We start from the raw sequence: 20,198 nt of genomic DNA, 5'->3' as shown, positions 1-20,198 counted from the left end.
CCCGTTCAATCATGAAATGGATCGATGCACTGCAATTCGGGTGTTGCCGCCGCTTGCCGGTAATCCTGCAGACGCAGACCGCCGAGTGCGGGCTCGCTTGCGTCGGGATGGTCGCGAGCCATTTCGGCCACGACGTCGATCTCGCCAGCCTGCGCCGACGCTTCAACCCGTCGCTGAAGGGGGCGACCCTCAACGACGTGATGCTGATCGCGTCCCGGCTCGGCCTTGCTTCGCGTGCGTTGCGGCTCGAACTCGGCGAACTGGGCAAGCTGCACCGCCCATGCATTCTGCACTGGGACATGAATCACTTCGTCGTGTTGAAGTCGGTGTCGCGCGGCCGGATCACGATCCACGATCCGGCGCGCGGGCGTCGAGACCTGCCGCTCGCTGAAGTCTCCAAACACTTTACGGGGGTCGCGCTGGAGCTGATGCCGTCGCCGTCGTTCGAGCGCACCCGGGCGCGCGAAGCGATCTCCATGACCAAGCTGGTCGGCAACGTCACCGGCATCCGTGCAACGTTCGCCCAGGTGCTACTGCTATCCGCGGCACTGGAAGCTTTCGGCATCGTCACGCCGTTCTACATGCAGTGGGTGATGGATCAAGTATTGGTGTCGGCCGATGCGGATCTGCTGACGCTGCTCGGCATCGGTTTCCTTCTTGTCGTGCTATTCCAGAACGCGGTGTCAGCGTTGCGCTCATGGGTGGTGACGTGGTTCTCAAGCCTGCTCGGGGTGCAGTGGACTGCCAATGTCTGCGCGCACCTGCTCCGGCTGCCAATGGCATATTTCGAGCAGCGCCACATCGGCGACGTCGTGTCACGATTCAGCGCAATCAATACGATCCAGGCGACGCTGACCACGCAGTTCATCGGCGCGCTGCTCGACGGCGTGATGGCGATCGCAACGCTTGCCGTGCTGTTCGTCTACAGCCCGGTGCTCACGTGGCTCACGCTCGGCCTATTTACCGTGTACGGCGCGATTCGGTGGATCGCGTACCGGCCGTTCCGGCAGGCGAACGAGGAACAGATCGTCCATGCGGCGCGCGCGCAGACAAACCTGCTCGAATCGATCCGCGGCGTGCAGGCGATCAAGCTCGCGAACAAACAAGAAGCGCGCGTCGCCACCTATGTGAACGCGGCAGTCAAGACCACCAATCGACACATCGCGATCGAGCGGCTGTCGATCGGCTTCTCGACGTTGCATGGCGTGATTTCCGGTGCGGGCCGCGTGGTGCTCGTCTGGCTGGCGGCCAAGCAGGTGCTCGACGGGCAGTTCTCGGCCGGGATGCTGGTCGCGTTCATCAGTTTTGCCGACCAGTTCACGGCTCGCGGCGCCGGGCTGATCGGAACGCTGATCGATTTCAGAATGCTGCGCCTGCACGGTGAGCGTCTCGCTGACATCGTGCTCACCGACATCGAGGACGACATGGAGGCGAAGGTCACTCGCTCGACGGATGTGAGCGGTGCGACACTGCCCGCGATCGAGGTACACGACTTGCGGTTCCGTTATGGGGAAACGGAGCCGTGGGTACTCGACGGCTGCTCGTTTTCGATTGCGCCCGGCGAGTCGGTTGCGCTCGTCGGTCCGTCGGGCCATGGCAAGACGACGCTGGTGAAGCTGCTGCTAGGCCTGCTGACACCCGAACATGGCAGCGTGCATGTCGATGGTATCGACATCCGTAAGCTCGGGCTGCATCCATATCGCGACCAAATCGGTTGTGTGATGCAGGACGACATCCTGTTCGCCGGGTCGATCGCGGACAACATCGGCTTCTTCGATCCACAACCCGACGACGCGCGAATCGAGGAGGCAGCGCGGCACGCGCAGATTCACGATGACATCGCCGCGATGCCGATGGGCTACCGAAGCCTCGTCGGTGACATGGGATCGTCGCTGTCGGGCGGGCAGCGCCAACGCGTGCTGCTCGCCCGCGCGTTCTACCGCCGGCCCGCGATCCTCGTGCTCGACGAGGCGACGAGTCATCTCGACACCGATCGCGAATCCCTGATCAACGACGCGGTGCGTCGCATGAACATCACGCGCATCATCATCGCGCACCGGCCGGAGACGATCCGGAGCGCAGATCGCGTAATCGAAATTGCATACGGCCGCACACTCGAACTGGATATCGATGCCTTGTTCCCGACGCAGCCCGCATAGCATTGCGACACGTCAATTCGTACGCTTGCATTTCCCATGAAGTTGCATGTTGCCAATTGCTATGAGACGGATTGCTGTTGGCCATCCCGCCGCGCCACGCGTAGCGAGCCCGGTGGAAATCACGGCGGTGCGCAGGGTGCGCCTGCTTGGTGTGGTTCCGATTAGGGGAGGGGGCGGGAGGGACGGTCGCCGACGTATGACGGGCTGTATCGGCTGCATGTCGACGGCTGGCGAGGGGATGTCCGTACCCGCACTCCCGTAGTGTGGCGGCAACGTCGCGGAAAGGAGCGTGCGTCCCCAACCGGCCAGAACCGAATAGACGCGCGGTATCGTATGGCGGCTCCCGGACGCAAGCTATTTCGATGCGTCCGGGAGCCGGTTCTCAGCTAATGCTTTATTAGCGCGGGCTAGACCACCCGGCGAATGCACCTTGGATAGCGCCCGTCGCCATACCCGCGAGGCCGTTTACAGCCCAAGGGACACCGAGCATTGGCCCTGTAACGGCGCCGCCGATCCCACCGACTACCGAGCCTTGTAGACCACCAACTACTGCTCCCCAAGGGTTGCCGGCGCCTGCGATCAGCAATCGCTCCTCGTCGGACAGAATGCGAATATTGCCGAAAGTATCGTTGGTATCGAACACATTGCAGACAAGCATCATTTCCTTGCTATGGACAGAATATGCCAATTTTGTCATCTCCTTCGGTTAAAAATATAAAAGAACGACTCACTTAATGTGACACCTATCGCTGTGGCCAATAGCGTAGATGCCGTTCCCGCCGGCAGGATCGTGAACTTCATATTTATAAAATTAATCGCGACAATCGAGAGAATTGCGTTGATTATTCTCGCGACAAAAATCATGACCCACCTCTCGTAATGTTTGTCGGCAGTTTCTTAAACGGACACGCCGGATATGAAGCGTACTCACTCAATCCAAATTCGGGCATCGCAAAATATCCATTTCTGCAGAAACTTGATTGTCATTCGACTGACGGCCAGCTGGCACTGCTTGCCACATGAGAAGGTGGCTAATCGCCGGCATAAAGGACCCGACGAGTTTCACGGCTACTTGCCGACAGCGCGCCAGTGCACCGCGTCAAATCAGCCCGCTTTCGTACGCGTAGCGGATCAAGTTGATATTCGTATCGGCCTGCAGCTTTTTCATCGCCGTGTATTTCTGCGTCGAGACGGTGCTGACTGAGCGACCGAGCATCTTCGCAATGGTTGCGAACGAGTAGCCCTGCGCGAACAGGCGCACGACGTCAAGCTCCTTCTGCGTCAACGTTGGAAGTGCATCGCGGCCGTTCGCGCCTGACTGTGCAACGATCGCGCGGACCGTCGGCGAAAAATATCGCGTTCGACTGGCTCGCACATGTCGGCACGCATGCACGATCTCGTCGATCCCGTCTTCCTTGCTGGCGACGGCTTTCACACCCAGGCGCAGCGCAGCCGCGAAGATGCTCGGATTTTTTTGTGCGGTCAGCATCACGCATTGCGCACTCGGCGCGACGTCGCGCAGCTTGCGCAGCAACCTCAGACCGTCGATCGATTTCTCGTCGCGATTCATCGAATAGTCAACGACGACGAGATCGACCGGGGAGCGCGTCAATGCGTCGATCAACTCCTCCCCGCTATTGCAGCACTGAGAGATGAAGAAATCCGGCTTCCATTGCGGCAGGCGCTTCAACATTTCGATTACCAACGGATGGTCGTCGGCAATGGCGATGGTGGTTGGTCTCATTGGATCGTCGAAATGAAATATCACGTCAGAAGGCGAACCGACAACCAGAAATCACAGTCGGCACGGTGCGCTACGCGGTGCGTCCCGGTCGACCAGCACCTTTGTCGTGATGCCATGCTGCCGCTGTTGGTCTGGGCGCAATGGATGATTCTCTTTGTGCTCGCCAAAGCGTAATTCCGAGAAATCAGCATAGATAGGCCTGTTGCCACGCCGACCCGCTGCGCAAACCGCCTTGCGCAGCGCTCTTCGAGCATTCGCGCCGGATTCGTGGAAAACCCCTAACCGAATCGCCGGACCGCGAAAGGTTGCGGAAGGTTTCGTCTCCCTATACTCGTCAGGACGATGCAGCAAGCATCGCGCCATACGAATACAACGAAGGAGACGACCCCGATGCGACCCATCCTGCGCACCCTCGCCGTTGCAGCCAGCCTGAGCTGCGCGCTCGCCGCTCACCCCGCCTTCGCCGACGACGGCGGCAAGGTCACGATCATGGTCGGCGGGATCGCCAAGCTGATCTATCTGCCCGCGCGGCTCACGCAGGAGCTCGGCTACTTCAAGGCGGAGGGGCTCGATGTCGAACTGCTGTCGCAGCCGGCCGGCGTCGACGCCGAGAACGAGCTGCTGGCGGGCGCCGTGCAGGGTGTCGTCGGCTTCTACGACCATACGATCGACCTGCAGAGCAAGGGCAAGGAAGTGAAGGCCATTGCCGTGTTCGGCCAGGTGCCGGGCGAGGTCGAGATGGTGTCGACCAAGGCCGCCCCCACCTTCAAGTCGATGGCCGACGCGAAAGGCAAGACGCTCGGCGTGACCGGCCTCGGCTCGTCGACGAGCTTCCTCACGCAATATCTCGCGCTGCAGCATGGCGTGCCGTCGACGCAATACACGATGCTGCCGGTCGGCGCCGACGCGAGCTTCATCGCCGCGATCAAGCAGGGCCGCATCGACGCCGGGATGACGACCGAGCCGACGGTGTCCGCGCTCGAGAAGATGGGCGACGCGAAGGTGCTGGTCGACATGCGCACCGTCGACGGCACGCGCGCCGCGCTCGGCGGGACCTATCCGGCCGCGAGCCTGTACGTGCAGTCGGCATGGGCCGATTCGCACAAGGCGGAAGCCACCAAGCTCGCGCATGCGTTCGCGAAGACGATGCAGTTCATCCACACGCACAGCGCGGAGGAGATCGCCGCGAAGATGCCGGCCGACTACCAGAAGGACAAGGCGCTGTACGTGTCCGCGCTGAAGGCGTCGCTGCCGATGTACACGGCCGACGCGAAGATGCCGGCCGACGGCCCAGCGACCGTGCTGAAGGTGTTGTCGGCGTTCAACCCGTCGGTGAAGGGCAAGCACATCGACCTGGCGCGCACCTACACCAACGATTTCGTGAACGCGAAGTAATCGATATCGGTACAGGCGCCGGCGGCGGCGATCCCGCCGCCGCGCGTTCCCCGTTCCGGCCCGGCTGACCGGCCCGGCGTCGCCACGATGCGGCGCCCTCCTCACCCGCAGGACGAATGCGATGAACCAGGCAGTTTCCCCGAGCACACCGGCGATCGAGTTTCGCAATGTGTCGTGCCGCTTCATTTCGCCGGAAGGCAAGGCCACCGTCGCGTTGCGCGACTTCAGCATGAGCGTCGCACGCGGCGAGTTCATCGCGATCGTCGGGCCGACCGGCTGCGGCAAGTCGACGACGCTGAACCTGATCACCGGCCTGCTGAAGCCGGCGTCGGGCGAGGTGCGCGTGATGGGCCGCCCGGTCGACGGGATCGACCCGCGCATCGGCTTCGTGTTCCAGGCCGACGCCGTGTTCCCGTGGCGCAACGTGATCGACAACGTCGCGGCGGGCCCGCTGTTTCGCGGCCGCTCGAAGGATGTCGCGTATGCGCAGGCCGAGGAATGGATCCGCAAGGTCGGTCTCGACAAGTTCACGAAGCACTACCCGCACCAGCTCTCCGGCGGGATGCGCAAGCGCGTCGCGCTCGCGCAGACCTTCATCAACCAGCCGGAAATCCTGCTGATGGACGAGCCGTTCTCCGCGCTCGACATGCAGACGCGCACGCTGATGCAGGACGAGCTGCTGCAGTTGTGGTCCGCGAACAAGGGCTCGGTCGTGTTCGTCACGCACGATCTCGAGGAGGCGATCGCGCTCGCGGACCGCGTGTTCGTGCTGACCGCGCGCCCCGCGACGCTCAAGCGCGTGTACGAGATCGACCTGCCGCGCCCGCGCGTCACGTCGGAGATTCGCTACGACACGCGCTTCATCGAAATTTCCAAGGACATCTGGCACGACCTGCGCGAAGAAGTGCAGATCGGCTGACAGCAGCAAGGACAGGACAGGAGCATGACCGACATGACGCTTCCCCCCACCGCCATTCCGGCAACGTCGCTCGAGGACGAGTCGCGCGCCGCTCAAACCCGGCTGCGCCGTCGCCGGCAACTGATCATCGGCCTGCGGATCGCCGTGCTCGTCGTCGTGCTCGGCGGGTGGGAACTCGCCGCGCGGCTCAAATGGATCGATCCGTTCTTCTTCTCGCAGCCGACGCTGATCTTCGCGCAGATCCAGGACTGGTTCGTCAACGGCACGTCGCAGGGGCCGCTGCTCACGCAGGTGTGGGTGACGCTCGAGGAGACCACGATCGGATTCCTGATCGGCTCGGTCGCCGGCGTGATCTGCGGGATCGTGCTCGGCCGCAACAAGTTGATGGCCGACGTGTTCGGCCTGTACATCCAGATCGCGAACTCGATTCCGCGCGTCGTGCTCGGCTCGGTGTTCGTGATCGCGCTCGGCCTCGGGATGGCGTCGAAGATCGCGCTGGCCGTCGTGATGGTGTTCTTCGTCGTGTTCGGCAACGCTTTCCAGGGTGTGCGCGAGGCCGACCGCTACCTGATCGCGAACGCGCAGATCCTCGGCGCGTCGCGCCGGCAAATCACCACGTCGGTCGTGATCCCGTCCGCGCTGTCGTGGATTCTCGCGAGCCTGCACGTGAGCTTCGGCTTCGCGCTGGTCGGCGCGGTCGTCGGCGAATTCCTGGGTTCCAAGCAGGGCATCGGCCTGCTAATCTCCACCGCCCAGGGCGCGTTCAACGCAAGCGGCGTGTTCGCGGCGATGATCGTGCTGGCCGTGGTCGCGCTGGCCGCCGACTACCTGCTGACCTGGCTCGAGAAGCGCTTGCTCAAGTGGCGCCCCGCCGCGTTCTGAGCTGCGCACGCATCGGACGACACACCCGAACCGCGCCGGTGGCCCCGGCGCGGTTCGGCATTGAGGAGAAGGAATGGCGCACAGCCTGCGCGGGCGGCTCTTGTGGTGGCTGCTGCTGCCGCTCGCGGCTTTCGTGCTGATCGCGGGCGCGATGTCGTACGACACCGCGCGGCGCACGGCCGGGCTCGTGCAGGACAGCGCGCTCGTGGCTTCCGCGCGCACGATCGGCGAGGACGTCGAATGGCGCAACGGGCGGCCGGCTGCCGACGTGCCGCCAGCCGCGCTCGAGATCTTCGAATCGCCGTCGCGCGACTCGGTGTTCTACAAGGTGATCGACGGCCACGACCGGCTGCTCGCCGGCAACCCGGCGCTCGCGCTGCCCGAGCGGCACGACGTCGAGCCGACGCTGTATGACACGTCGCTCGACGGCGTGCGGCTGCGCGCGGCCGCTTACGATCGCCAGCTGTACGACGAAGGGCAGATCGAGACGGTCACGGTGGTCGTCGCGAAGACGACGCGCTCGTACGACGCGATGGTCGCGACAATCTGGCGCCCGCAGCTCGTGCGCCTGTCGCTGATGCTGGTGCTGGCAGTCGTGCTGGTCTATCTCGGCCTCACACTCGAGCTGCGCCCGTTGATGAAGCTGAAGGACGACGTTGCCGACCGAGGGCCGATGGAGCTGGAGCCGATCCGCCCGGAGCGGCTCCAGCACGAGTTGCGGCCGATCGTCGACGCGATCAACCAGTGCATCGCGCGGCTCAATACGCACACGGCCACGCAGCGCCGCTTCATCGCCGACGCCGCGCATCAGCTGCGCACCCCGATCGCCGTCCTCGACACGCAGATCCAGTACGCGCAGCAGCGCGAGCACAACGATGCGGAACTCGCGTCGGTGCTCGACAGCATGCAGCGCAGCAGCCGCAAGATGGCCGACGTGACGGACAAGCTGCTGCTGCTCGCGCACGCAGAAGCGACGCCATCGACACTGCTCACGCATCGCGTCGATCTGGCCGCCGTCGTATCGAGCGTGCTGGAGGAAACGATCGTGCTCGCGCAGCGGCGCGACATCGACCTCGGCGCCGATCTCGGCGAACGGCTCGACGTCGCGGGCAGCGACAGCCTGCTGACTGCGCTTGTGATGAACCTCGTCGACAACGCGGTGCGCTATACGCAGCCGGGCGGCTGCGTGACGGTCGCCGCGCGGCGCGACGGCGACGCGGTCGTGCTCGACGTGGTCGATAACGGCCCCGGCATTCCGGCCGAAGCGCGGCCGCACGTGTTCAAGCGGTTCTACCGCGTGTCGGCCGACACCGAAGGCTCGGGCCTCGGCCTCGCGATCGTGCGCGAGATCGCGCAGGCGCACGGCGGCAGCGCGTCGCTCGCGCCGGGGCCCGGCAATCGCGGTATCGTCGTGACCGTGCGGCTGCCCGCCTACGCTTGAAGAGAAGTCACCCATGAAACTCCTGCTGGTCGAAGACAACGCCGAACTCGCGCACTGGATCGTGAACCTGCTGCGCGGCGAGGATTTCGCGGTCGACTGCGTCGGCGACGGCGAGCGCGCGGACACGGTGCTGAAGACCGAACGCTACGACGCGGTGCTGCTCGACATGCGGCTGCCCGGCATCAGCGGCAAGGAAGTGCTCGCGCGATTGCGGCGCCGCAACGACAACGTGCCGGTGCTGATGCTGACCGCTCACGGCTCGGTCGACGACAAGGTCGACTGCTTCGGCGCGGGCGCCGACGACTACGTGGTCAAGCCGTTCGAATCGCGCGAACTGGTCGCGCGAATCCGCGCACTGATCCGCCGGCAGGCCGGTGTGGGCACGACGCAGCTCGTATGCGGCGATCTCGTCTACGCGTTCGGCACGCGCGAATTCCGTTGCGGCAACGCCGTGCTCGCGCTGCGCCGCCGCGAGCATGCGATTCTCGAAACGCTGATGCTGCAGCAGAACAAGACGGTGTCGAAGGCGCGGCTGATGGACAGCGTGTTCGCGCTCGACGACGAACCGAGCGCGGATGCGATCGACATCTACATCCACCGGCTGCGCAAGCATCTCGCGGGCAGCACGGCCGAGATCATCACGCTGCGCGGGCTCGGCTACATCCTGCGCGAAAAGAACGCGCAGGACTGACGGGCTCGCCTCCGGCATCGATTCGTAGGACGTAACGTCTCGGCAACCCGCGTCCCGCCTGCCTGATTCGTGATTGTTGCGCGTTCGGTGTTTTCACCGATCCGATTCTTTCCTCCGGGAAAGCGGCGTGAAGGATTGCACCCTCTACGATGCTACACGTCGGCCTCCTCGCTGTGGCCGGCAACAGCCGGCATACATTACGTACTGCCAACGAATAGATTTCAATGCGGCAGCTCGGAGGAGACAATCTTGAAACGAAAAACCCTTGCCCTTTCCATCGCGGCGGCAGGCCTGTGCGCCGGCACCCAGGCGCATGCGCAGTCGAGCGTGCAGCTCTACGGCCTGATGGACCTGAGCTTTCCGACCTACCGGACCCACGCCGACGCGAACGGCAACCACGTGATCGGCATGGGCAACGAAGGCGAGCCGTGGTTCAGCGGCAGCCGCTGGGGCCTGCGAGGCGCCGAGGACATCGGCGGCGGCACGAAGATCATCTTCCGCCTCGAAAGCGAATACGTGGTCGCGAACGGCCAGATGGAAGACGACGGCCAGATCTTCGACCGCGATGCGTGGGTCGGCGTCGAGGACGAGCGCTTCGGCAAGCTGACGGCCGGCTTCCAGAACACCATTGCGCGCGACGCATCGGCGATCTACGGCGACGCGTACGGCTCCGCGAAGCTCACGACCGAGGAAGGCGGCTGGACCAACTCGAACAACTTCAAGCAGATGATCTTCTACGCGGCCGGCCCGACCGGCACGCGTTACAACAACGGCCTCGCGTGGAAAAAGCTGTTCAGCAACGGCATCTTCGCGAGCGCCGGCTACCAGTTCAGCAACTCCACCGCGTTCGCGACCGGCTCCGCGTACCAGGTCGCGCTCGGCTACAACGGCGGGCCGTTCGCCGTGTCGGGCTTCTACAACCACGTGAATCACGGCGGCTTCACGAACCAGACGTTCTCCGTCGGCGGCAACTACGCGTTCAGCATCGTGCGGCTGAACGCAGGCTACTTCCGCTACAACGGCGATCAGGGTTCGCTCGGCCAGCGCCACGACGATTCGTGGACGGTATCGATGAAGATCGCGCCGAAGGGCGCGCTCGACTACGAGCTCGGCTACCAGCAGATGCGCGTCAAGAACGCCGCGTACAACGCGGACGGCTTCGTGCCGAACGCGAACCTCGGCGCGTTCAGCCTGACGAACGGCGTCGGCAACGGCTTCAAGGAAACGATCTACGGGTCGGTGTTCTATCACCTGAGCAAGCGCACCGAGCTGTACCTGGCCGGCGACTACATGAAGCTGCATGGCGGCTACACGGTGTCGTCGACGTTCGGCGCGAAGAACCAGCTCGAACTGACCTCGGGCATCCGCACGCGCTTCTGACCCCACGGCCGGGGCGCGTCGCGCCCCGTCGTCCTCGTTCGGGATTCTCCATGCGGGCACGCCGGCGCATTGCGCTGAACGTGCCCTTTTTTTCGTCGTATTGGAAGCGCCATGCGCCCCGGCGCCGCGACACCCCGGTCCGAAGCCGCTCGCAGCCCGTCGGACGGGCGTTTCGCGGCCGATGCGCGCACGATCGCCTCACATCGGTGCTTGACCAGCGCCGACCGACTCGCTAGCGTTTCGGGTTTGCCCGGGCGGCCATTGCCGCCGGTGCCGCGAGTGCGCCCGACGTCCTGGCGCACGCGGCCGGGCTCCGATGGAAAAAACGATGCAGAAACTCGATGCGGCGAGCCCGCAGGCGATGTCGACGGATTTCACCACCGACAACGTCGCGCGCCTGAAGGCGCTGTTCCCCGAACTCGTGACCGAAGGCCCGGACGGCGCGTCGGTCGACGTCGACGTGCTGAAGGCGCTGGTCGGCGAGCGCACCGTCGGCGCCGCCGACGAGCGCTACGGCTTCCACTGGCACGGCAAGCGCAGCGCGCGCCAGGCCGCGCTCACGCCGTCGACGGGCACGCTGCGTCCGTGCCCCGGCGACAGCGTCGCGTGGGACGACACGCGCCATCTCGTGATCGAGGGCGACAACCTCGACGTGATGAAGCTGCTGCACAAGAGCTACGCGGGCAAGGTGAAGCTCGTCTACATCGACCCGCCGTACAACACCGGCAGCGATTTCGTCTATCCGGACGACTTCAGCGACAGCATCCGCCACTACCTGGCGATGACGGGCCAGACCGAAGGCGGCGTGAAGCGCAGCACCAACACCGAGGCGAACGGCCGGTTCCATACGGACTGGCTGAACATGATGTATCCGCGCCTGAAGCTCGCGCACGCGCTGCTGTCCGATGAAGGGTTGATCGCCGTGCACATCGACGAGCACGAAGTGCATGCGCTCGTGCTGATGCTGCGCGAGATCTTCGGCGAGGAGAACGAGCTCGGCGTCGCCGTGTGGGACAAGCGCAACCCGAAGGGCGATGCGCGCGGCGTCGCGTACCAGCACGAATCGCTGGTGCTGTTCGCGCGCAACGCCGAGACGCTGCTCGAGCAAGCGCCGCTGAAGCGCCCGAAGCGCAACGCGCAGCGCATGCTGGACGCCGCGCACGACGCGGTGTACCGCAGCGGCAACGCGAAGGATGCGCAAAAGGCCTACCGCGCCTGGATGAAGGCGCAGACCAACCTGTCGGGCGGCGAGGTGATGTACGACCGGCTGTCGGCCGACGGGCGCGTGTACCGCCTCGTGTCGATGGCATGGCCGAACAAGAAGAAGGCGCCGGAAGAATATTTCACGCCGCTGATTCACCCGGTCACCGGCAAGCCGTGCGCGATGCCTGCGCGCGGCTGGCGCAACCCGCCCGCGACGATGCAGGCGCTGATCGAGCGCGGCCAGATCGAGTTCGGCCCGGATGAAACCACGCAGCCGCAGCGGATCTATTACCTCGACGAGAACATGTACGAGAACGTGCCGTCGGTGCTGCCGTTCGCGGGCTCCGACGACGCGTTGCTGAAGACGCTCGGCATCCCGTTCGACCAGCCGAAGCCGGTCGATTTCGCGGCGGCCGTGATCGGCTGGTGCACGCGCGGCGACGACATCGTGCTCGACTGCTTCGCCGGCTCGGGCTCGACCGGGCACGCGGTGATGCAGGTGAACGCGACCGACGGCGGCGCGCGCCGCTACATCCTCGTGCAGCTGCCCGAGGCGCTCGACCGCCGCGACAAGACGCAGCTGGCGGCCGCCGATTTCTGCGCGAAGCTGAAGAAGCCGCTCACGCTCGCGGAAATCACGAAGGAACGGCTGCGCCGCGCCGCGCAGCAGGTCGCGCGCGACTATCCGGAAAGCTATGGTGATCTGGGCTTCCGCGTGTACCGGCTCGACACGACCAACGTGATCGAATGGGATCCGCGCCGCGATGACTTCGACCACGCGCTCTTCGCATCCGTCGAGCACGTGAAGACCGGTCGCAGCGAGGACGACCTGCTCGCCGAGCTGACGCTCAAGCTCGGCCTCGACCTGTGCACGCCGGTCGAGCATCACGCGGTCGCGGGCAAGACCGTGCACCTGATCGGCCGCTCGATCGTCGCGTGCTTCGATGCGCGCATTGCGCGCGACGACGCGGGCCCGCTCGCCGACGGCATCGTCGACCTGCTCGACGCGAGCGGCGCGACGCGCGACGTCACGTGCCTGTTCCGCGACAGCGGCTTCGTCGACGACGTCGCGAAGCTCAATCTCGCCGCGCTGCTCGAACAGCATGGCGTGAAGCGCGTGCGGAGCCTGTGATGCGGCTGCATTTCGAAGCGGATCTCGACTACCAGCGCGAGGCGATCGACGCCGTCTGCGACCTGTTTCGCGGCCAGGAATCGTATCGCGGCGACTTCAGCGTACTCGCGAACGCCGCGCCCGGCACGACGGCCGCGGCGCAAGGCTCGCTCGGCTTCGCGGTGTCGGAGCAAGGCGTGGGCAACCGGCTGTCGCTGACCGACGACGCGCTCGCGCGCAATCTCGCCGACGTGCAGCTGCGCGGCGGGCTGCCGCCGTCCGGCCTGCCCGGCTCGCGCGACTTCACCGTCGAGATGGAGACCGGCACCGGCAAGACCTACGTGTACCTGCGCACGATCTTCGAGCTGAACCGCCGCTACGGCTTCACGAAGTTCGTGATCGTCGTGCCGTCGATCGCGATCAAGGAAGGCGTGCACAAGACGCTCTCGATCACCGAGGATCATTTCCGCGCGCTGTACGCGGGCGTGCCTTACGACTACTTCCTGTACGACTCCGCGAAGCTCGGCCAGGTGCGCCACTTCGCGGCGAGCGCGGCGATCCAGATCATGGTGATGACGGTCGCCGCGATCAACAAGAAAGAAATCAACAACCTCTACAAGGACAGCGAGAAGACCGGCGGCGAGAAGCCGATCGACCTGATCCGCGCGACGCGGCCGATCGTGATCGTCGACGAGCCGCAAAGCGTCGACGGCGGGCTCGAGGGGCGCGGGCGCGAAGCGCTCGCCGCGATGGCGCCGCTCTGCACGCTGCGCTACTCGGCGACGCACGTCGACCGGCATCACATGGTGTACCGGCTCGATGCGGTCGACGCGTACGAGCGCAAGCTCGTCAAGCAGATCGAGATCGCGTCGGCGATCGTCGAGGATGCGCACAACAAGCCGTACGTGCGGCTCGTCGGCGTGTCGAACCGGCGCGGCGCGATCAGCGCGCGCATCGAGCTCGACGTCGCTACCGCGGCCGGCGTGAAGCGCCAGATCGTGTCGGCGACCGACGGAGACGATCTTGAACGCCTGACCCGGCGCGCGCTGTATGCGGGGCTGCGAATCGGCGAGGTGCATGCGGTGAAGGGCGCCGAATACGTCGAGCTGCGCCATCCGGAAGGCGAGGCGTTCCTGTCGCTCGGAGAAGCGTTCGGCGACATCGACACGCTCGCCGTGCAGCGCGAGATGATCCGCCGCACGATCCGCGAGCATCTCGACAAGGAATTGCGTCTGGCCGAGCGCGGCGTGAAGGTGCTGTCGCTGTTCTTCGTCGACTCGGTCGAGCGCTATCGGCGCTACGACGAGAACGGGATGCCCGTGAAGGGCGACTACGCGCTGATCTTCGAAGAGGAATATGCGCGCGCGGCGCGCGTGCCGGCCTACCGTGCGCTGTTCGACGGCGTCGACGTCGCGCTCGAAGTCGAGCGCGCGCACAACGGCTACTTCTCGATCGATCGCAAGGGCGGCTGGACCGACACGAGCGAAAGCAGCGCCGCCGCGCGCGAGAACGCGGAGCGTGCGTACGGGCTCATCATGCGCGAGAAGGAAGCGCTGCTGTCGTTCGACACGCCGCTGAAGTTCATCTTCTCGCACTCGGCGCTCAAGGAAGGCTGGGACAACCCGAACGTATTCCAGATCTGCACGCTGCGCGACATCCAGACCGAACGCGAGCGCCGCCAGACGCTCGGCCGCGGGCTGCGCCTGGCCGTCGACCAGGACGGCGAACGCGTGCGCGACCCGGGCGTGAACACGCTCACCGTGATCGCGACCGAGCGCTACGAGTCATTCGCGGAGAACCTGCAGAAGGAAATCGAGGCCGACACCGGCATCCGCTTCGGAATCGTCGAGGAACACCAGTTCGCGGCGCTGCCGGTGCAGGAAGGCAACGGGCCCGCGCATGCGCTCGGCATCGAGCTGTCGCGCGTGCTGTGGGCGCATCTGCACGAGCAGGGCTACGTCGATGCGCAGGGCAAGGTGCTCGACCGGCTGAAGGATGCGCTGCGCCAGAGCGCGCTCGTGCTGCCGGAGGCGTTCGAGTCGCTGCGCGCCCCGATCGTCGCGACGCTGCGCAAGCTGTCGGGCCGCTTCGCGGTGCGCAATGCGGACGAGCGTCGCGCGATCGCGTTGCGGCGCGACGCATCGGGCAAGGCCGTCGTGTTCGGCGACGACTTCCGCGCGTTGTGGGACCGCATCCGCCATCGCACCGTGTACAGCGTCGAGTTCGACAACGCAAAGCTCGTGCGCGATTGCACGGCCGCGCTGCGCGACGCGCCGGACATCGCGCGCGCACGGCTGCAATGGCGCAAGGCCGAGATCGATATCGGCAAGGCCGGCATTGAGGCGATCGAGGTGGCGGGCGCCGGCACGGTGCTGATCGACGAAGGCGAACTGCCGCTGCCCGACCTGCTCACCGAACTGCAGGACCGCACGCAGCTGACCCGCCGCTCGCTTGCGACGATCCTGGCCGACAGCGGCCGGCTCGACGACTTCCGTGTGAATCCGCAGCAATTCATCGCACTGGCCGCCGACGCGATCAACCGCTGCAAGCGGCTCGCGCTGGTGGCGGGCATCGCCTACCGCAAGCTCGGCGAACGCCACGTGCATGCGCTCGAGTCGTTCGAGAGCGAGGCGCTGACCGGCTACCTGCGCAACCTGCGGCCCGATGCGCGGAAGTCGATCCACGAGGCGGTCGTGTGCGAGACCGACGCGGAGCGCGCGTTCGCCGACGCACTCGAAGCGCACGACGGCGTGAAGCTCTACGCGAAGCTGCCCGCGTGGTTCCGTGTGCCGACGCCGCTTGGCAGCTATCACCCGGACTGGGCGGTGCTTGCGGAGCAGGACGGCGGCGAGCGACTCTATTTCGTCGTCGATACGCCGAATGCCGACGGCGACGTGGCGAGCGAGCACGAGCGCGCGAAGCTCGCGTGCGGCGACGCGCATTTCCGGGCACTGGTGGACGGCAGCGAGGCCGCGCGGTTCGTGCGCGTCAGGCACGCCGATGCGTTGTTCGAGCCTGTTGCAGCCGTCGCGCCGCTGGCCGGCGCGGGACGCTGAAACGAAGGGCGGCGACGAGCCGCCCTTTTTTCATTTCTCCGATCGGCCGCGGTGAACCCGCTTGTCATCCGCGTGAAAGCGATTCGTATTCTCGCGGGCTCGCGCGCCTGGTTACGGCTGGTTGCAAATCGGGGTCGATGCGATGGCGATGCGTGACACTTCCGTTGCGCCGCCGCCATGAAAAAAGGGCGCCGAAGCGCCCTTCCTCCACATGCGTCACGCCGCAATTACAGCGTGCGGCCGAATGCGTTGCGATGCGTGTGATGCGTGGACGTCGACGCATGCGCGGTATGGCCGTGCGTGTGCCCGTGGTGACCGTTGCCCGGCTGCGTGCCTGCACGATCGGCGATCGTGTCGGAGCGATCTGCTGCGCGCGCGAGGCCCTTGTCGCGGTCGCCCGCGTGCATGCTGTTCGAGTTGCTCAGCGCTTCACCGCTCATGTGGCCGCCGGACATGCCGCCCGCGTTGCCGCCCATTCCGCCCGCGCCATGACCGCCGCCGTTGCCGCCACCATTACCGCCGGCTGCTGCGTTCGCGGAAACGGCGCCGAGTGCGAGGAGCGCGGCGGCCAGTACGGACAGATATCGTTGCGTTTTCATTGTTTGCTCCCTGGAGCGTGTTCGAATGATTGCATTCTAGGAACACGCGATTTCCGCGCGACTCGACGTTGTAAATGATCGTAACGGTGCGCGCAATGCGCATTCGTCAGATCAATGTGCGGCATGCTGGCCGCGTGCGCGGACCGCGCGGCCGGCCGCTGCCGGAAGAAGGAAGATGAAAGGCGGAAACGGCACCGTGGCGCCGTTTCCGCCGGTGAGCCCGCTTACTGCGCCGGCTGCACGCCCTGCTGCGCGGCGGCCTTGCGCTGCGCCGCCACTTCCTGCTCGTGCTTCTTCGCCATGTGGTGGCCGACGATACAGCCGCCGACCGCACCAACCACGGCGTGATGTCCCGCGTAGTGGCCGGCGACGCCGCCCACCACCGCGCCCTTCATGCAGCCCGCCGCATGCGCGCTGCCGATCGTTGCGAGCGCAACGACGGCGGCCGCCGCGCACGACCTGATGTATCGAATGGGCATCATGCGATCACTCTCCTCTTGTCGTCGTGATCAGTGTTCTCGTGAGCGGGTCGCCCGGTTCAGTCCCAGCGGCCGCGCCAGCCGTCGCCGTCACGCCACGCGCGCTCGCGCCACTCGTGCTCGCGCCATTCGCGGCGGCGCCACTCGTGTTCGCGCCACTGACGCGCACGCCACTCGTCGTCGCGATAGCCCACCGGTGCATACATGACCGGCGGCGGCGGCGCGACGTAGACCGGTTCCGGCGCCGCATAGACGCCCGGCACACCGATGCCCACCGACAGGTCGACGTGGGCCGATGCGACGCCCGAAGCTGCCAGCGCCGCTACACCGAGAACTGCACCGAGAATTAGTTTCTTGCTCATTTCGCGACTCCCTGCACGTGTCGTGCGTCATGTGACTACGGTTTGGAGTCTAGGCATCGGGCGCCGACACAGGTGAAACCGCTGTGCGAGACCGGTAACGGTCGTTTACGGAGGGGCGCAAAGCCTTGCAGGACAAGGGTGAATGGCGATCCGACACGCCGTTGCAACGGCGCATCGAATCGGTATGGGCGGGAATTTTTGCCGGAAAACGCGCCGGCGACGCACACCATGCGAGCGGATCGAACGACGTTACGCGCGGATATCGTCGACGCTGCGCAGCCAGTGCACGCTGAACAGGTTATCCGCGTCGGTCCATACGGTGTCGGGTTCGAAGCCCGCACGGCGCGCGATCGCATGAAAACCGTCGATCGTGAACTTGTGCGAGTTCTCCGTGTGAATGCGCTCGCCGGCCTCGAAGCGGAACGCATGGCCGCGCACGTGCACCGTTTGCGCGATACCGCTGACGAGATGCATCTCGATGCGCTGCCGCTCGCGGTCGTAGAACGCGCAATGCGAGAATGCGTCGAGATCGAAGTCCGCGCCGAGCTCAGCGTTCGCGCGGGCGAGCAGGTTCAGGTTGAACCGCGCGGTCACGCCCTGCGCGTCGTTGTACGCGCGATGCAGCGCGCGCTCGTCCTTCACGAGATCCACGCCGACCAGCAGGCCGCCGCCGCGCAACAGCGTCGCCGCGTCGCGCAGGAATGCATCGGCTTCTTCCGGCGAGAAGTTGCCGATCGTCGAGCCGGGGAAGAAGCCGACGCGCCGGCGCGGCGTCTCCGCCAGCTCGGCCAGTTGCTCGGCCTTCGTGTAGTCGGCCGCGATCGGCGCGACGTCGAGCCACGGATACGCGGCACGCAGCCGCGCAGCCGCGCCGTGCAGGTAGTCGGCCGAGATGTCGATCGGCACGTAGCGCGCCGGCGCGTTCGCGTAATTGTCCGCGCATGCGTCGAGCAGCACGCGGATCTTCTCGAGCGATCCCGCGCCGAATTCGACGATATCCGCATGCGGGCCGACGCGCCGCACGATCTCGGCCGCGCGATCGCGCAGGATGCCGAGCTCGGTGCGCGTCGGGTAGTACTCGGGCAGTTCGCAGATGCTGTCGAACAACGCCGAGCCGGCCGCATCGTAGAAGTATTTCGGCGAAATGCTGCGCGGCGTGCGCGACAGTCCGTCGATCAGGTCGCGCTCGAACGCGCTCGGCCGCGAATCGCGGGCGGGTTGCAGGCCACCGCTCGTGGCCGTCAGATCAGACGTCTCGCGCAAGTCGCACTCCCGTGAATTGCCAGCGCGCTGCCGGCGGAAAGAAATTGCGGTACGTCGGCCGTTCGTGCCCAGGCGGTGTCGCGATGCTGCTGCCGCGCAGGACCTGCTGGCCGACCATGAACTTGCCGTTGTATTCGGCGGCGACGCCCGCCAGCGGCCGAAAGCCCGGATACGGCTCGTATGACGAACGCGTCCACTGCCACACGTGCCCGAGCATCTGTTGAATACCGTCCGCGCCGAATGCGGCTTCCCATTCGAATTCGGTCGGCAGGCGCGCGCCGGCCCACTCCGCGTACGCGGCCGCTTCGTAGAAGCTCACGTGACACACGGGTGCATCGGGCGCGAGCGGCTCCACGCCGTGCAGACCGAACGCGCGCCATGCGTGTACGGTGTCCGGCTCACCGCCGTCGTCCGCAATCCAGTACGCGGGCCCTTGCCACCCTTCCCGCTGCACCGTCGCCCAACCGTCCGACAGCCAGTATTCGGGGCGTGCGTAGCCGCCGTCCGCGATGAAGGCCGCGAATTCCGCATTCGTCACGAGGCGGTTCGCGATCTCGCACGGACGCACAAGCGCCGTATGGCGCGGCCGTTCGTTGTCGAACGAGAATGCGTCGCCGTCGTGGCCGATCTCGACGAGCCCGCCCGGCTGCGGCAGCCAGCGCAACGGGCCTGCATCGCCCGCGGCCAGTGCGGCTTGTGTATCGGCGCTGTCGCGCGGCCGGAACGCCGGCTTCAGCGGATTGCACGAGAACGCATGCAGCATGTCCGTGACGATCAATTCCTGATGCTGCTGTTCGTGATGCAGGCCGAGTTCAATCTCGGGCGCGATCGTGGCGAGCATCGCCGGATCGGCGCCGTCGAGCGCGCGCAGCATCGCATCGTCGACATGCTGCCGGTACGCGTGCACCTCGTCGAGCGACGGACGCGTGAGCAGCCCGCGCTGCGGTCGCGGATGGCGCGGGCCGAGTGCTTCGTAATAGGAATTGAAGAGGAACTGGAATGCGACGTCGAACGGCGCGTAGCCGCGCACGCGACGCATCAGCACGACGGTTTCGAAGAACCAGGTCGTATGCGCGAGATGCCATTTCACCGGACTCGCGTCGGGCATCGACTGCACGGCCTGGTCTTCGGCGGACAGCGTCGCCGTCAACGCGATGCTGTGGGCGCGCACGTCCTGATAACGGCGCTGAAGCTGGGATGCAGGGAGGCTCATCGGTTTACCGTCCACGTCGCGATTCGCTGCGTTGCGTTGCCGGAAAAAGGAAAGCCTTGCGCTCGGATGCGCGCGGCTGACGTGCGACCTTCATTGCTGCGTCGTCGGACAGCCGGCGCGCGCGCCGGGCCGCTGGTGCGGCTTCACTTCATCTGCCCGTGCAGAACAGTATGGGCCAGAAATGTGAACGTCGCGAATCGGATTTCGGGCGAAACAAATGCGAAAGACAAATGTAAGCACTCGCGCTTCCCGCAGCGACTGCATGACGAACCCTCGATGCCCGTGATGGCTGGCCCGGAGC

At 65.7% G+C, this 20,198-nt stretch carries 16 protein-coding genes; 9 read left to right on the top strand and 7 right to left on the bottom strand.

Going from position 1 to position 20,198, the window contains the following annotated elements:
• Nucleotides 1–11 precede the first annotated feature (11 nt).
• On the top strand, nt 12–2,159 hold the full coding sequence (locus WI26_RS00205) for a peptidase domain-containing ABC transporter (RefSeq protein ID WP_069224944.1): 2,148 nt from the start codon (nt 12–14) through the stop codon (nt 2,157–2,159).
• A gap of 397 nt (nt 2,160–2,556) precedes the next feature.
• On the opposite strand, the gene WI26_RS32045 is transcribed toward WI26_RS00205, so the two are convergent.
• Together WI26_RS32045 and WI26_RS00200 are read right to left on the bottom strand one after the other, a co-directional pair.
• Complete coding sequence (locus WI26_RS32045) at nt 2,557–2,847, bottom strand: hypothetical protein (protein WP_155768722.1); 291 nt, start codon at nt 2,845–2,847, stop codon at nt 2,557–2,559.
• A gap of 411 nt (nt 2,848–3,258) precedes the next feature.
• Complete coding sequence (locus WI26_RS00200) at nt 3,259–3,927, bottom strand: response regulator transcription factor (protein WP_236849286.1); 669 nt, start codon at nt 3,925–3,927, stop codon at nt 3,259–3,261.
• Between the two features lie 366 nt (nt 3,928–4,293).
• Between WI26_RS00200 and WI26_RS00195 the strand changes: the two genes are divergently transcribed.
• From WI26_RS00195 to WI26_RS00160, 8 genes are all read left to right on the top strand, one after another.
• A complete protein-coding gene (locus WI26_RS00195; protein WP_059465989.1) occupies nt 4,294–5,298 on the top strand; it encodes an ABC transporter substrate-binding protein in 1,005 nt (334 codons plus the stop codon).
• 121 nt (nt 5,299–5,419) lie between these two features.
• Nucleotides 5,420–6,217, top strand: a complete 798-nt coding sequence (locus WI26_RS00190) for an ABC transporter ATP-binding protein (protein ID WP_027788757.1) — start codon at nt 5,420–5,422, stop codon at nt 6,215–6,217.
• 24 nt (nt 6,218–6,241) lie between these two features.
• The gene (locus WI26_RS00185; RefSeq protein WP_155623287.1) at nt 6,242–7,099 is read left to right on the top strand and encodes an ABC transporter permease; all 858 of its coding nucleotides are present in this window, start codon (nt 6,242–6,244) and stop codon (nt 7,097–7,099) included.
• 73 nt (nt 7,100–7,172) lie between these two features.
• Nucleotides 7,173–8,540, top strand: a complete 1,368-nt coding sequence (locus WI26_RS00180) for a sensor histidine kinase (RefSeq protein ID WP_059465941.1) — start codon at nt 7,173–7,175, stop codon at nt 8,538–8,540.
• A 13-nt stretch (nt 8,541–8,553) separates the two neighbouring features.
• On the top strand, nt 8,554–9,231 hold the full coding sequence (locus tag WI26_RS00175) for a response regulator (protein ID WP_059465940.1): 678 nt from the start codon (nt 8,554–8,556) through the stop codon (nt 9,229–9,231).
• A gap of 249 nt (nt 9,232–9,480) precedes the next feature.
• The gene (locus tag WI26_RS00170) at nt 9,481–10,611 is read left to right on the top strand and encodes a porin (RefSeq protein WP_059465939.1); all 1,131 of its coding nucleotides are present in this window, start codon (nt 9,481–9,483) and stop codon (nt 10,609–10,611) included.
• Nucleotides 10,612–10,939: 328 nt separating this feature from the next.
• Nucleotides 10,940–12,946 carry a site-specific DNA-methyltransferase gene (locus WI26_RS00165; protein WP_208604125.1) on the top strand — a complete coding sequence of 669 codons (2,007 nt, stop codon included), beginning with the start codon at nt 10,940–10,942 and terminating at the stop codon, nt 12,944–12,946.
• Nucleotides 12,946–15,981 (top strand): type III restriction-modification system endonuclease, encoded by a 3,036-nt coding sequence (locus WI26_RS00160; RefSeq protein WP_069224941.1) that lies wholly within the window; start codon nt 12,946–12,948, stop codon nt 15,979–15,981. Before WI26_RS00165 ends, WI26_RS00160 begins: the two co-directional genes overlap by 1 nt.
• 227 nt (nt 15,982–16,208) lie before the next feature.
• Here the strand turns inward: WI26_RS00160 and WI26_RS00155 are convergent, their stop codons facing one another.
• The 5 genes from WI26_RS00155 to egtB all read right to left on the bottom strand — a co-directional run bounded on the left by WI26_RS00155 (nt 16,209) and on the right by egtB (nt 19,897).
• The gene (locus tag WI26_RS00155; RefSeq protein WP_069224940.1) at nt 16,209–16,580 is read right to left on the bottom strand and encodes a hypothetical protein; all 372 of its coding nucleotides are present in this window, start codon (nt 16,578–16,580) and stop codon (nt 16,209–16,211) included.
• Nucleotides 16,581–16,804: 224 nt separating this feature from the next.
• Nucleotides 16,805–17,062, bottom strand: a complete 258-nt coding sequence (locus WI26_RS00150) for a hypothetical protein (RefSeq protein ID WP_069224939.1) — start codon at nt 17,060–17,062, stop codon at nt 16,805–16,807.
• Between the two features lie 56 nt (nt 17,063–17,118).
• Nucleotides 17,119–17,421 (bottom strand): hypothetical protein, encoded by a 303-nt coding sequence (locus WI26_RS00145; protein ID WP_060188447.1) that lies wholly within the window; start codon nt 17,419–17,421, stop codon nt 17,119–17,121.
• A 249-nt stretch (nt 17,422–17,670) separates the two neighbouring features.
• A complete protein-coding gene (egtD, locus tag WI26_RS00140; RefSeq protein ID WP_069224938.1) occupies nt 17,671–18,684 on the bottom strand; it encodes an L-histidine N(alpha)-methyltransferase in 1,014 nt (337 codons plus the stop codon).
• The gene (gene egtB / locus WI26_RS00135; RefSeq protein WP_069224937.1) at nt 18,668–19,897 is read right to left on the bottom strand and encodes an ergothioneine biosynthesis protein EgtB; all 1,230 of its coding nucleotides are present in this window, start codon (nt 19,895–19,897) and stop codon (nt 18,668–18,670) included. The genes egtD and egtB overlap by 17 nt, the downstream gene beginning before the upstream one ends.
• Nucleotides 19,898–20,198 lie beyond the last annotated feature (301 nt).

This window comes from Burkholderia diffusa, from assembly GCF_001718315.1.
GTDB classification, from domain to species: domain Bacteria; phylum Pseudomonadota; class Gammaproteobacteria; order Burkholderiales; family Burkholderiaceae; genus Burkholderia; species Burkholderia diffusa_B.
This window is presented reverse-complemented; position numbering and strand designations above follow the sequence as displayed.